This window comes from Burkholderia sp. NLJ2 (assembly GCF_049487195.1).
Lineage (GTDB): Bacteria > Pseudomonadota > Gammaproteobacteria > Burkholderiales > Burkholderiaceae > Burkholderia > Burkholderia pyrrocinia.
Window position 1 is genome coordinate 2645362 of the sequence record NZ_CP137810.1, and the last position, 13209, is coordinate 2658570.

At 66.5% G+C, this 13209-nt stretch carries 15 protein-coding genes; 10 read left to right on the forward strand and 5 right to left on the reverse strand.

What is annotated here, in order from left to right:
• Positions 1–26: 26 nt before the first annotated feature.
• Positions 27–1259, reverse strand: a complete 1233-nt coding sequence (gene pobA, locus R9B84_RS34355) for a 4-hydroxybenzoate 3-monooxygenase (RefSeq protein WP_423761842.1) — start codon at positions 1257–1259, stop codon at positions 27–29.
• A 116-nt stretch (positions 1260–1375) separates the two neighbouring features.
• On the opposite strand from pobA, the gene R9B84_RS34360 reads away from it, so the two are divergent.
• From R9B84_RS34360 to R9B84_RS34370, 3 genes are all read left to right on the forward strand, one after another.
• A complete protein-coding gene (locus R9B84_RS34360) occupies positions 1376–2302 on the forward strand; it encodes a LysR family transcriptional regulator (RefSeq protein ID WP_175917242.1) in 927 nt (308 codons plus the stop codon).
• Between the two features lie 101 nt (positions 2303–2403).
• On the forward strand, positions 2404–3033 hold the full coding sequence (gene folE, locus R9B84_RS34365) for a GTP cyclohydrolase I FolE (RefSeq protein WP_262543063.1): 630 nt from the start codon (positions 2404–2406) through the stop codon (positions 3031–3033).
• Positions 3033–3836 (forward strand): SDR family oxidoreductase, encoded by an 804-nt coding sequence (locus R9B84_RS34370; RefSeq protein ID WP_047902051.1) that lies wholly within the window; start codon positions 3033–3035, stop codon positions 3834–3836. The genes folE and R9B84_RS34370 overlap by 1 nt, the downstream gene beginning before the upstream one ends.
• Before the next feature lie 38 nt (positions 3837–3874).
• Here R9B84_RS34370 and epsC read toward each other — a convergent pair whose 3' ends face one another.
• Together epsC and R9B84_RS34380 are read right to left on the reverse strand one after the other, a co-directional pair.
• Positions 3875–4795: a serine O-acetyltransferase EpsC gene (gene epsC, locus R9B84_RS34375; protein ID WP_423761843.1), complete on the reverse strand. Its 921-nt coding sequence runs from the start codon at positions 4793–4795 to the stop codon at positions 3875–3877.
• 136 nt (positions 4796–4931) lie between these two features.
• Positions 4932–5165: a hypothetical protein gene (locus R9B84_RS34380; protein ID WP_047902053.1), complete on the reverse strand. Its 234-nt coding sequence runs from the start codon at positions 5163–5165 to the stop codon at positions 4932–4934.
• Between the two features lie 277 nt (positions 5166–5442).
• Here R9B84_RS34380 and R9B84_RS34385 point away from each other — a divergent pair, with 277 nt between their 5' ends.
• The 3 genes from R9B84_RS34385 (at position 5443) to fnr (ending at position 7771) form a co-directional block, all read left to right on the forward strand.
• Positions 5443–5853, forward strand: coding sequence for a DUF3005 domain-containing protein (locus R9B84_RS34385; protein ID WP_047902054.1), 411 nt, complete (start codon positions 5443–5445; stop codon positions 5851–5853).
• A gap of 600 nt (positions 5854–6453) precedes the next feature.
• Entirely contained in the window at positions 6454–6921 is a 468-nt protein-coding gene (locus R9B84_RS34390) for a universal stress protein (RefSeq protein ID WP_047902055.1), read from the forward strand.
• Between the two features lie 103 nt (positions 6922–7024).
• Complete coding sequence (gene fnr / locus R9B84_RS34395) at positions 7025–7771, forward strand: fumarate/nitrate reduction transcriptional regulator Fnr (protein WP_085038217.1); 747 nt, start codon at positions 7025–7027, stop codon at positions 7769–7771.
• 48 nt (positions 7772–7819) lie between these two features.
• Here fnr and R9B84_RS34400 read toward each other — a convergent pair whose 3' ends face one another.
• The gene (locus R9B84_RS34400; RefSeq protein WP_423761844.1) at positions 7820–8713 is read right to left on the reverse strand and encodes a LysR family transcriptional regulator ArgP; all 894 of its coding nucleotides are present in this window, start codon (positions 8711–8713) and stop codon (positions 7820–7822) included.
• 110 nt (positions 8714–8823) lie between these two features.
• Here R9B84_RS34400 and R9B84_RS34405 point away from each other — a divergent pair, with 110 nt between their 5' ends.
• On the forward strand, positions 8824–9444 hold the full coding sequence (locus R9B84_RS34405; RefSeq protein ID WP_423761845.1) for a LysE/ArgO family amino acid transporter: 621 nt from the start codon (positions 8824–8826) through the stop codon (positions 9442–9444).
• A gap of 254 nt (positions 9445–9698) precedes the next feature.
• On the opposite strand, the gene R9B84_RS34410 is transcribed toward R9B84_RS34405, so the two are convergent.
• Complete coding sequence (locus tag R9B84_RS34410) at positions 9699–10196, reverse strand: hypothetical protein (RefSeq protein ID WP_423761846.1); 498 nt, start codon at positions 10194–10196, stop codon at positions 9699–9701.
• On the opposite strand from R9B84_RS34410, the gene R9B84_RS34415 reads away from it, so the two are divergent.
• From R9B84_RS34415 to R9B84_RS34425, 3 genes are all read left to right on the forward strand, one after another.
• The gene (locus R9B84_RS34415) at positions 10165–11112 is read left to right on the forward strand and encodes an aldo/keto reductase (RefSeq protein WP_423761847.1); all 948 of its coding nucleotides are present in this window, start codon (positions 10165–10167) and stop codon (positions 11110–11112) included. The genes R9B84_RS34410 and R9B84_RS34415 overlap by 32 nt on opposite strands.
• Positions 11113–11258: 146 nt before the next feature.
• Positions 11259–11735, forward strand: coding sequence for a hypothetical protein (locus R9B84_RS34420; protein WP_423761848.1), 477 nt, complete (start codon positions 11259–11261; stop codon positions 11733–11735).
• Between the two features lie 448 nt (positions 11736–12183).
• Positions 12184–13152 carry a helix-turn-helix domain-containing protein gene (locus R9B84_RS34425; protein WP_423761849.1) on the forward strand — a complete coding sequence of 323 codons (969 nt, stop codon included), beginning with the start codon at positions 12184–12186 and terminating at the stop codon, positions 13150–13152.
• Positions 13153–13209 lie beyond the last annotated feature (57 nt).

Sequence of the window (13209 nt, forward strand, 5' to 3'; positions counted from 1 at the left end):
AGATTCGATTAGCGAACGATGGCCGATCATAGAGTCGTGCACAGTGCGTTGTCAAGGCGGGTTGCCTCGGGGGCCGCTGCGTCGTCGAACGGCAGCCCGACGTAGTTTTCGGCGAGCGACTGCGCCGCGGCCCGCGAGCGCGTCACGTATTTCAGTTCGGCAAACTTCAGGCGATTGACGAACGGCGAATCCTCCGGCGACGCGTGCAGCATGTTCGTCATGAAGTACGAGAAGTGCTCGGCGCGCCACACGCGTTCGAGGCAGGTCGCCGAATACGTGTCGAGCGGCGTCGCATCGCCCGTCCGGTAGCGCGCACCGAGCGCACGGGACAGCGCGCGGACGTCGGCAACCGCGAGGTTCATCCCCTTCGCGCCGGTCGGCGGCACGATGTGCGCGGCGTCGCCGGCGAGGAACAGCCGGCCGTGCTGCATCGTCTCCGACACGAAGCTGCGCATCGGCGTCACGCTCTTCTGCGTGATCCGGCCCTCGGTCGGCGTCCAGCCCGTGTCGTTCGAGAAGCGCGTGTGCAGTTCGTCCCAGATCCGCGCATCGGACCATTCGGCGAGGTCCTCGTCGGGCTTGCACTGCAGGTACAGGCGCGTGACCGTCGGCGAACGCATCGAGAACAGCGCGAAGCCGTTGTCGTGATGCGCATAGACGAGTTCGTCGAGCGACGGCGCCGCATCGGCGAGGATGCCGAGCCACGCGAACGGGTAGACGCGCTCGAACGTGTTCAGCCGCTCGGCCGGGATCGTCTGGCGCGCGATGCCGTGGAAGCCGTCGCAACCGGCGATGTAGTCGCAGTCGATGCGGTCCGCGCGGCCGTCCGCATGCTTGAACGTGACGAACGGGTGTTCGCCTTCGACGTCGTGCAGCGCGACGTCGCTGACTTCGAAATGCATCGGGTGGCCATGCTCGACGCCCGCCGCGATCAGGTCGCGCACGACTTCATGCTGGCTGTAGACGGTGATCGCGCGCCCGCCGGTCAATTCGGACAGGTCGATGCGATGGCGCTGCCCGGAGAACAGCAGCTCGATGCCGTGATGCTCGAGCCCTTCGCGGCGCATCCGGTCGCCGAGGCCGGCGTCGTTCAGCGTATCGACCGTGCCCTGCTCCAGCACGCCGGCACGGATGCGGTTCTCGCAGTATTCGCGCGAACGCGCTTCGACGAGGATGGAATCGACGCCTTGCAGGCGCAGCAGATGGGAAAGCAGAAGGCCGGACGGACCGGCGCCGATGATCGCGACTTGGGTGCGCATTGTTCGTCTCCTGAACATTGGTTCGAGTAATGGAACACATTTGAGCGCTTTCCCGACTATGCGGCAACGCGATTCAGGAGATATGTTGTATACGTTTTCAAGATATCGGCCCGATGATGGATTCGCTCGATCTGAACCTCATTCCCTACCTCGTCGCGCTCGACGACACGCGCAACGTCAGCCGCGCCGGCGACCTGCTCGGCGTGAGCCAGCCGCGCGTGAGCACGGCGCTCGGCCGGCTGCGCGAGTATTTCGGCGATCCGCTGTTCGTGCGCACGTCGCGCGGGATGGAGCCGACGCCGCGCGCACTCGCGCTGCTGCCGGCCGCACGCGACGCGCTCGCGCAGATCGAGCGCGGCCTCGTCGCGCCGCACGACTTCGACCCGGCCGCGAGCACGCATACGTTCTCGATCGCGCTGTCGGACGTCGGCGAGATCGTGTTCCTGCCGAAGCTGCTGCAGGCGTTCGCGACGCGCGCGCCGCACGCGAACCTGCGCTCGGTATCGCTCGCGCACGATGAAGTCGGCCGCGGCCTCGAAGCCGGGTCGATCGATCTCGCGGTCGGCTACTTCCCCGATCTCGACGGCAACAACTTCTTCCAGCAGCGGTTGTTCACGCACCGGTTCGTCTGCCTGATGCGGCGCGGCCATCCGCTCGAACAGGCGCCGCCCTTTACGGTCGAGCAGTTCCTCGCGTGCGGACACGCGGTGGTGCGTGCCGAAGGGCGCAGCCAGGAAGTGCTCGAGAAATATCTCGCGAAGCAGCGCATGCAGCGCCGCGCGGTGCTCGAGACGCCGCACTTCATGAGCCTGCCGTTCATCCTGAGCCGCACCGACCTGATCGCGACGGTGCCGCATGCGATCGGCTATGCGTATGCGGCCGAGCACGCGTTCATCGTGCCCGTCGAGCCGCCGCTCGCGCTGCCGCGCTTCGACCTGAAGCAGCACTGGCATCGCAAATACCACAACGATCCGCGCACCGCGTGGCTGCGCGGCGTGGTCGCGTCGCTGTTCAACGACGAGCAGGACGAATGGCCGAAGTGAACGCCAGGGCCTGTTCGCGCTGGCACACACGACCCGCGAAAGCATGAAACAATGGCCGGATTCCGGCCGCCTCGGGCGGCCGCATTCGATGGAGCCTGTACATGGGTAAAAAATCCGCGCGGCCCGAGCCGGCCGCATCCCGGCCGAGCCGTAAAGAAGCAGAAGACGCCGTCCGCGTGCTGTTGCGCTGGGCCGGCGACGATCCGGCACGCGAAGGCCTGCTCGATACGCCCGCACGGGTGGTGCGCGCGTACGAACAGTTCTTCGCCGGTTATGCGGTGGAGCCGCGCGACATCCTCGCGCGCACGTTCAGCGAAGTCGACGGCTACGACGAGATGATCGTGCTGAAGGACATCCGCTTCGAGAGCTACTGCGAGCACCACATGGTGCCGATCATCGGCCGCGCGCACGTCGCGTATCTGCCGAACCATCGCGTCGTCGGCATCTCGAAGCTCGCGCGCCTCGTCGACGCGTTCGCGAAGCGCCTGCAGATCCAGGAAAAGATGACCGTGCAGATCGCCGATACGCTGTTCGACGTGCTGCAGCCGAAGGGCGTCGGCGTGATCCTCGAAGCCGCGCACCAGTGCATCTCGACGCGCGGCGTGCACAAGCCGGGCGTCGAGATGGTCACGTCGCGCATGCTCGGCACGTTCCGCACCGATCCGTCGACGCGCCGCGAATTCCTGTCGATCGTCGCCAATCCTTCTTCAGTCAACCTGACGAATACGTAATGGAGTCGACGAAGCAAACGGCGCACGCGCCCGTCGTGCTCGTGACCGGCGCCGCGCGCCGGGCCGGGCGCGCGTTCGCCGAGTATTTCGCCGCGCACGGCTATCGCACCGCGGTGCACTACGACCGTTCGGCCGATGCCGCACAGGCAGCGGCCCGCGCGATCGCCGAACGCGGGCACGATTCGATCGCGCTGCAAGCCGACCTGTCGGATGCCGCGCAGATCACCGCGCTGATCGACCAGGTATATGCGCGCTTCGGGCGCCTCGACGTGCTCGTCAACAACGCGTCGGTGTTCTGGCAGGACCATTTCCCGAGCTTCGATCTCGCGGCGTTCGACCAGGCGTGGGCCGTCAACTGCCGCGCGCCGATCCTGCTCACGCGCGCGTTCTACGAACGGGCGCGCGCCGCCGGCACGCAGGGTGTCGTCGTGAATGTGGTCGACCAGAAGATCAAGGAAAACTTTCACCGCGACCATTTCAGCTACACGGTCGCGAAGGCCGCGCTCGGCAACCTCACGCAGATGCTCGCGCTGTCGTCCGCGCCGGTGCTGCGCGTGAATGCGGTGTTCCCGGGGCTGATGCTGCCGAGCGACGACCAGACGCAGGCCGACTTCGAACATGCGAGCCGTGCATCGACGCCGCTCGCGCGCATCGCGGGCCCCGACGACGTCGCGAGCGCGATCCTGCTGCTGACGGGCAATGCATACAACGGCGTGGATTTTGTCGTCGATGCCGGGCAGAACCTGATCCGCGTCGACCAGGACGTGCTGTACAAGCACCGCTCGCCCGCCGGCAAGCACTGACACGCACCCGCGGCGGCGGCCGGCGGCCGCGCGCCGCGTTACGGTTTCTCGGCGCTGCCGCCTTCGCGGGCCTTGCTCTGCGCGACGCTCGTGCCGGGCGGCACGCTGTGCGTAAGCCACACGTTGCCGCCGATCACCGAGCCGCGCCCGATCGTCACGCGGCCGAGAATCGTCGCACCCGCGTAGATCACCACATCGTCCTCGACGATCGGGTGCCGTGCGTTGCCCTTGACCAGCGCGCCTTCGCCATCGGCCGGGAAGCTCTTCGCGCCGAGCGTGACGGCCTGGTACAAGCGCACACGCTCGCCGATGATCGCCGTCTCGCCGATCACGACACCGGTGCCGTGGTCGATGAAGAAGCTCGGGCCGATCCGGGCACCGGGGTGGATGTCGATGCCGGTGGCCGAGTGCGCGATTTCATTGATGAAACGTGCGAGCAGCGGCACGCCGAGCTGGTGCAGCGCGTGTGCGAGCCGATGGTGCATCATCGCCAGCACGCCGGGATAGCACAGCAGGATTTCGGTGATGTGCTGCGCGGCCGGATCGCCCGCGTACGCGGCCTGGATGTCGCTGACGAGCAGCGCGCGGACCGCCGGCAACTGCCGGCCGAATTCGCGCGCGATCTCGAACGCGCGCTCGTCGAGCTCGGCGAACGGCGTGTCCGCATATTCGGGCAGGAACGGCAGCGCGCGACGAACCTGTTCGGACAGGATGCGCAGCGTGCTTTCGAGCGTGTGGCCGACGTAGTAATCGACGCTTTCGTCGGTGAGATCCGGCGCACCGTAATGCGTCGGAAACATCGACGCACGCAGGCCGGTCACAATCTTGCAGATCGCGTCGCGGGACGGCAGTTCGCGGATGCCGCGCGGATGGCGCGTGCGATGGAGTTCCTCGCGCGACTCGCGCAAGCCGGCAACGATTTCTTCGAGGCCCCACTGACGGGCGGGTGATGTCGACATATGCCAATGCAGGCGGCCGCGCTCGGTCGCACGGCCGCTAATAAAGTGACGGGTTCCACAAGATTACCGCGTTTTTTGTCCGGGAGCGGCACACCGGGGATCGGCCGGACGGCCGACGCGCCTGAGCGCGGCGGCGTCACATCGTGATGCTGCTCGCGTCGATCCAGCGCACGGCCCAGTCGCGCGCGTGCGCGATCGCGGCGCCTTCGTCGTTGAACTGGAGTTCGGTCGGGAAAAAACGGTTCGCAACGAGTTCCCCGTCGCTCGATCGGGAGATCACGACGTAGGGTTTGAACGAACCGTCACTGGCGCGTGCGGGCGCGCAATTCAACAGATAACCGCGGTGCGTGAAGGCAGTAGTCGCTTGCATGAATCCGCCACCTCTAGTCCCTTGTTTGTTGTTCACTACCCGTCTTTAAGGGTGCTGCGGCGCCCGTCGCGGGCAAAGGCGGCGAGATCGCATCCCCCTGTCGCCGCTTCGCAGGAAAAGAATCATACTCTGTAGAAAACGCGTCTTCTAGCTGAAATAAATCATGACAAATCAGTGCGCGTCACACGACCGCGGCGATCGCCCGCGCGCCTTTTCCCGTCATGCCCGGAACGGGATTTGCTTCGATCCGGACCGCTTCGCCGTCAGGAGAGCCGCGATGGAATCATCCGGTCGAACAGGTCATTTGCATCCGCACAGCGTCGAGCTCGACAACGACGAAACCCACGACAGCACCGTCGATACCGACGGCAAGAACCGCGAGGCGTGGCTTCTCGCCGGCGGCGGGCCGATCTCGCCCGACCAGATCACGGGCAGCAACGCGTCGCTCGTCAATTCGATGCCCGAAGCCGGCGACGGCATCGCCGGTTTCGACAGCCGCCACGGCGGCAACCATCCGGCGTTCGCGCTGCGCGCGGGCTACGCGGTGATCGAGAAAGGCTTCGCCGCGCCGTCGCCCGCGAGCGATGCGCAGTTCGGTCCCGTCCACCGGATGTACGGCAGCGCGTACTGGCCCGGTCACGGACGGCGGCCGGAACGCGTGATCGAACTGACGGCCGTGCCGAGGTAACCGGCACGGCGTTTGAATCGATCGTTCGTTTGCGGACCGACGTCGGTCGACAACCGATGCCGGCGGATTGGTGCACGCGACGGGTGCTCAAGCGAACGATTCCGCGCACCGGCATCGGCAGTTGCATGCATGCCGCGAATCGCAGTGACGCACATGCGTTGATCGAAATCATGTCGAAACGGCGCGGTTGCGATTGAATGACGATGCGTTCAGTTCATCGGCGCGGCATGGCGCACCGTGTCGGTGCGGCATGCACGCGCCGCGATGCGTGCGCCGGTGCAATGCGCGATTCCGATGCCCGCGCATCCGTTCCCGGCGGCGCTGCGGTCTTCACCCGTCATCATGCCGGAGCCGGCTGTCTCGAACCGCCCGGCGACCACGCGAACGACGGATACGACGCAGCCATGCGACACGCGTCGCGCAGCGCGGCATGCATCGCGAGCATGGCCGTGCACCACAGCGTCGGAAGCGTCGCGCCCGCGCGGTGCGACGGGCACCGCACTGCAAAGTCCCCGCCATTGGTTTACTCTGCCTCGCAGCATTGCTCGGACTGATCGGCCATCCGGCCGACTTCGTTTCAACCCGCCACTCGGAGACACTATGTACAAGCGTATTCTGGTTGCCGTCGACGGCAGCGACACGTCCCGCCATGCGTTCGATGCGGCGCTGGCGCTCGCGAAAGCGCACGGCGCCGAGCTGCAACCGTTCTACGTCGTCGAGAACGCCGCGATCTACTACAACGTGCCGGGCTACGATCCGTCCGTACTGCGCGATCAGCTCGTCGCGCAAGGCAACGAGCTCGCGAAGGATTTCACGAAGCTGATGCAGGCAGCGGGCGTGAAGGGCGAGACGCGGCTGACCGAAGCGACGTCGCTCGTCGATGTGTCGTCGCTGATCCTCGAAGGCGCGAAGGCGTTCGGCGCGGATCTGCTCGTGCTCGGCACGCACGGCCGCCGCGGGTTCCGCCGTCTCGTGCTCGGCAGCATCGCCGAACAGTGCGTGCGGCACGCGACGCTGCCCGTGCTGCTGATTCCGGCCGCCGCCAACGTGGACGAACAAGCCGCCTGAACGGCGTTCGGCATGCGCGGCCGGTCGCGACGTTTTGTCACCCGACAGCGGCAACTTGCGGTGGGACAATGATTCCGTCGATTCAACGCCGGAGTAAACGATCATGCTGACGCCCGTCGCCACACGTCCCGCCGCCACGCCGCATGCCGGCAGCTGGGCTCCTCGCCAGGCCGCGCACTGCTCGTCATGCGCAATGCGGCACCTGTGCATGCCGCAGGGCCTGGCGCCCGAAGCACTCAGTCGCCTCGAGTCGGTCATCTGCGCGGCTCGCCCCGTCAAGCGCGGCGAAGCGCTGTTCCGCGAAGGCGACGCATTCGACAATCTGTACGCGGTGCGCTCGGGTTCGCTGAAAACCGTCGCCACGCGCCATGATGGCCGCGAACAAGTTACGGGCCTGCATCTCGCGGGCGAAGCGCTCGGCCTCGACGGCATCTGCGACGACACGCATCCGCGCACCGCGGTCGCGCTCGAAGACAGCTCCGTCTGCGTGATTCCGTACAGCGCGCTGAAGACGCTGTGCTCGGAAGCCGGCTCGATGCAGTTGCGCATGCACAAGCTGATGAGCGAACAGATCGTGCGCGAAACGTCGCAGACGATGCTGCTCGGTTCGCTGAATGCCGAAGAGCGTGTCGCCGCGTTCCTGCTCGACGTGTCGTCGCGCTACCTGAAGCGCGGTTACTCGCCGTCGGAATTCAACCTGCGGATGACGCGCGAAGACATCGGCAGCTACCTCGGCATGACGCTCGAAACCGTCAGCCGCACGCTGTCCAAATTCCAGAAGCGCGGCCTGATCGAAATGCAGGGTCGCCACGTGCAGATCGTCGACTTCGACGGCCTGCATCACGTCTGATCCCGCCCGGCGCGCGTATCTCGTGCGCCACCCGCATGACGTTACCGATCAATCGAGAAACAGCGCGGCGCGCGCCTTCAGCGCCGCGCTGAAATCGTCGAGCCAGCCGATCGACAGGCGCCAGCTCTGCCAGTAAAGATCGATATCGACGGTTCGCCCGCGCGACATGTCGACCAGCTCACCGGCCGCCAGTTGGCGGTCGACCATCCGGTCCGGGCACATCCCCCATCCCAACCCCGTTTCGCATGCGCGCAGATAGCCTGCGACGTGCGGTATCCAGTGCTGCGGCGGATCGAGATCCGCCCGCGTCACGCGCCGGATGAAACGCGCCTGCAGCCCGTCCTTCGGATTGAACATCACGCACGGCGCGCGACGCAGCGCATCGCGTGTAATGCCGGCGGCGAAATAGCGTTCGTAAAATGCCGGCGAGCACACCGCGCGATAGCGGATACGCCCGAGCCGCTCCGACCGGCATCCCTGGATCGGCTCGGCCTGCGCGGTCACGGCACCCTGCACGCTGCCGTCGCGGATGCGCGCCGCCGTGTAGTCCTGGTCGTCGATCACGAGGTCGAGCAACGTTTCGCGCTCCGTACAGAACGGCCCCACCGCATCGATGAACCACGTCGCGACGCTGTCGTCGTTGACGGCCACGCGCAACATCGGCCATGCGCCCGCGATCTGGCCCGGTAGCGCCGGCATCCGGCCGCCCAGTTCGGCCTCGAGCAGTTGCACGCGCTCGGTATGCCGGCACAGCAGCGCACCTGACGTCGTCGCGACGCACGGCTGCCCGCGCTTGACGAGCACGCTGCCGACGCGTTCCTCCAGCAGTTTCACGCGCTGCGACACGGCCGACGGCGTGACGTTCAGCTCCTTGGCCGCGCGCTCGAACGAGCCGTACCGGATCACCGCCGCGAGCGCATCGAGCAGAGCGTAGTCGAGCATTAGATTTCCTTAATCCGCATTAGGTGAATTAGCTTCTCTTATTTTCATGCTGATCGCAGACTAGCGCTACCCGATTCATCCGTCTACTGCGTCTACTGCTGTCACCCATCATGAACTGGCTCGCTTTTTCCCACGGCGCCGCACTGTGCGCGTCGCTCATCGTCACTATCGGCGCGCAAAACGCGTTCGTGCTCCGGCAAGGCATCATGCGCTCGCATGTCGGCAAGATCGTGCTGCTGTGCGCGCTGTCCGACATGATCCTGATCGGCGCGGGGGTCGGCGGCGCATCGGTGCTCGTCGAGCGTTATCCGACTTTCGTCCATGCGGTGCTGTACGTCGGCCTCGCGTATCTCGCATGGTTCGGCATCAACGCGCTGCGCCGCGCGTTCAAGCCGGGCCACGAAACGCTCGACGTGCGCGGCGACGCGGTCGCGCCGCCGCCGCAGAGCGGGCTCGCGATCGTGCTGATGACGCTCGCGTTCACATGGCTCAACCCGCACGTGTATCTCGACACGTTCCTGCTGATCGGCACGGCCGGCGCGCGCGAGCCGGAAGGCGCGCGGCTCGCGTTCGCGATCGGCGCGATGACGGTCAGCTTCGTGTGGTTCCTCGGGCTCGGTTACGGTGCGCGATTGCTCGCGCCGTGGTTCCGCAAGGCCGTCGCGTGGCGCGTGCTGGACGGCGCGATCGGCAGCATGGTGCTGTTTCTCGCGGCGGTGCAGTTGCGCTGACCGACTCGCCAGCGCACGGGCGGCTGTGTGCCGCCCGTCTGCCGATCCGCTCCGGCGCAACGTCGGGGCATCCCGCCCTTCCGCCCTTCCTTCCTCCCTTCCTTCCTTCCTTCCTCCCTTCCTCCCTTCCTCCCTTCCTCCCTTCCTCCCTTCCTCCCTTCCTCCCTTCCTCCCTTCCTCCCTTCCTCCCTTCCTCCCTTCCTCCCTTCCTCCCTTCCTCCCTTCCTCCCTTCCTCCCTTCCTCCCTTCCTCCCTCACTCCCTCACTCCCGCTCCCGCTCCCGCTCCCGCTTCGGCTTCGGCTTCGGCTTCGGCTTCGGCTTCGGCTTCGGCTTCGGCTTCGGCTTCGGCTTCGGCTTCGGCTTCGGCTTCGGCTTCGGCTTCGGCTTCGGCTTCCGCTTCCGCTTCCGCTTCCGCTTCCGCTTCCGCTTCCGCCGACACGGTATCCCGCTTCCCGCAGCGCATCGCCGCCGCGAAATTCAGTTCCAGATCCAACGCAGCTGTACGGACCGCGCACTTGACGGACGATGCGTCCGTCATCTGTCGCAGGCCGTCCACCATCGCGTCAGCGCGCCGCCTGCACGAATCGAATCGATCGGCGAGAATGTCCGGTGTCCTGCGACAACGGCGCAACCGCACCGCGCACCCCGTCGTCTCGTCGCGCTCGACCTGGCCAATCGCGCAGTTCAATCCCGTCACCCCACCGATATCGGAGCAGAACATGGCACTACGCACCCTCGGCACGTCCAGCATCCAGGTTTCGCCGCTCGCCTTCGGCGGCAACGTCTTCGGCTGGACCGTCGACGAGAACGCATCGTTTTCGCTGCTCGACGCGCTTGCCGACACCGGCATCAACTTCATCGACACGGCCGACGTCTATTCGGCCTGGGCGCCCGGCAACAGCGGCGGCGAATCGGAAACGATCATCGGCAAGTGGCTCAAGCGTTCCGGCAAGCGCGAACAGGTCGTGATCGCGACCAAGGTCGGCCTGCTCTCGGCACGCGCGGGCCTGACGAAGGACAACATCCTGAAGGCCGCCGACGATTCGCTGCGCCGCCTGCAGACCGATTACATCGACCTGTATTTCTCGCACCGCGACCTCGCCGATACGGCCCCGCTCGAGGAAACGCTCGGCGCGTACCAGACGCTGATCGATGCGGGCAAGGTGCGCATCATCGGCGCATCGAACTACAGTGGTGCGCGGTTGCGCGAAGCCGCCGACATCAGCAAGCGCAACGGCCTGCCCGCCTATCAGGTCATCCAGCCCGAATACAACCTGATCGACCGCGCGGAATACGAACGCGATCTCGAGCCGGTCGTGCGCGATCTGAAGCTCGGCGTCGTCAACTACTACGCGCTCGCGAGCGGCTTCCTGTCGGGCAAGTACCGCAGCGAGGCCGACCTGAAGAAGAGCGTGCGCGGCGATCGCGTCGCCGGCTATCTCGACGAACGCGGCCTGCGCATTCTTGCGGCGCTCGACGCCGTGTCGGCCAAGCACGGCACGCAGCCGGCCGCGATTGCGCTCGCTTGGCAGATCGCGCGGCCGTCGATCACCGCGCCGATCGCAAGCGCAACGTCGCTCACGCAACTCGAATTGCTCGGCGAAGCGATCCGCGTTCAGCTCGATCAGGACGACATCCGCCAGATCGACGAGGCCAGCGCGACCTGAAGTCGTCGGTGGCAGGCCGGCGGGCGGAATCGCGCAGTCTCGCGATTCCGCGATCGGCCTGCGTCAAGTGCGTCCAGCTATCGCCGCAGTCGCCGATGCGGATGCGGATGTGGATGCGGGCGCGGACGCGGGACGCGGGACGCGGGATGCGGGCGCGGACGCGGACGCGGACGCGGGATGCGGAAGCGGAAGCGGAAGCGGAAGCGGAAGCGGAAGCGGAAGCGGAAGCGGAAGCGGAAGCGGAAGCGGAAGCGGAAGCGGAAGCGGAAGCGGAAGCGGAAGCGGAAGCGGAAGCGGAAGCGGAAGCGGAAGCGGAAGCGGAAGCGGAAGCGGAAGCGGAAGCGGAAGCGGAAGCGGAAGCGGAAGCGGAAGCGGAAGCGGAAGCGGAAGCGGAAGCGGAAGCGGAAGCGGAAGCGGAAGCGGAAGCGGAAGCGGAAGCGGAAGCGGAAGCGGAAGCGGAAGCGGAAGCGGAAGCGGAAGCGGAAGCGGAAGCGGAAGCGGGAATTTACACGAACGTCACCGACGCACAGCGCGCCGGCCACGTGAGCGTCGAACTCCGCGACAACAAGATGGGATACAACGAAGACGTTTCGCTCGGGCTGCCGTCGTCTTCGTCGAAGTGAGCCGGCGGCACCTGTCGGCAGCGCGTCGCGATACGCGCGCCGCTTAGGGCCTGTTCACGCTAATAACGGGCTTGCGAACGTGCCTTGCCGGTCGTCCCCCAAGGGGACTTCCTTCGGGGCGCGTGCAAGAAGCAAGGAGCGCCGTTTGGCCGAGCCAAACAAGCGACGCGCGACACCGCAATGCGGCCGGCAACGCACGTTCCCCTGTTTGGAAAAAATCATTCGTGGGGCTGGCCCGTTATCAGCGTGAACAGGCCCTAGCCGACAATCGCGCTCGCGTTTTGACCCACGCGGCCGCTTCCGTTGACTCAACCGGACATCGTTCGTGCATCCGGCCGCAACGCCCCGCTGCAAGCGCGTCGCGCACCGGCCCCGGTCTTTCACGGATTGACCGCGGCATTCGACGTGCCCGAGACTGCGCCGCTCGGGCGGTCATTGGGAGAACGTCATGCCGGACACCAGCACCGGGATCGTCACGATCTCGACGCGCGCCGTTCGCGGCGCCGAGCGCGTCGACTTCTGGGTCGACCATGTCGCCCGCACGCTCGTGCGGATCGAATGCAGCGGAAAATCGTCCGAAGGCATCGACGCGTCGCTGCGCAAGCGCGATCTCGGGCTGTTCAGCGCATGCGACATCGTCGCGAACCGGCACGCGGTGGTGCGCACGCCGCACAACATCCACGCCGACCAGCGCGACGCCGTGTTCATCTGCCTGATGCACGAAGGGCAAGGCTATACGTTCCAGGACGTCGACTGCATGCAGCACGCGCCGGGCGATATCGTCCTCTACGACACATCGGTGCCGTACGGCCACGGCTTTCCCGCCGACATGGCGATGACCGTACTCGACGTGCCGCGCGACGTGTTCGAGGCGCGCGTCGGGCCGTGGCGCTACCGCAGCCTCGTCAAGATCGATCGCGACGACGGCGTGACGTCGTGGGCCGTGCGGCAGGTGTACGCGCTGCTCGCCGCGCCTCAGGAACCGGCGCCGGACGCGCGCGAACGACGCGCCGCCGCGATACTCGAGCTCGTGCAATCGATGCTGCGGCTGCGCGACGGCGATGCGTCGCCGACGAAGTCGACCGTGCACACGCTGTCGCGCGCGAAGGCGTTCATCGACAGCCATCTCGCCGACGACGATCTCGACAGCCAGTCGGTGAGCCGCGCCATCAACCTGTCGCCGCGCCAGCTCGCGCGCGTGTTCGAGATCGAAGGAATGCCGCTCACGCGCTACATCCTCGCGCGGCGGCTCGAACGCTGCCGCGCCGATCTGCGCGACCGGTCGCTGAAGCACCTGACGGTCAGCGAAATCGCGTTCCGCTGGGGCTTCAACAACAGCGCGCACTTCAGCCGCAGCTATCGCGCACGCTTCGGCGAGACGCCGAGCGACACGCGCGCGCCGGCCGACGCGCGATAACCTGACGCCGCAACACCCGCCGCCGTGTCCTTGCGAGGCAAGCACGGCGTCCATCCC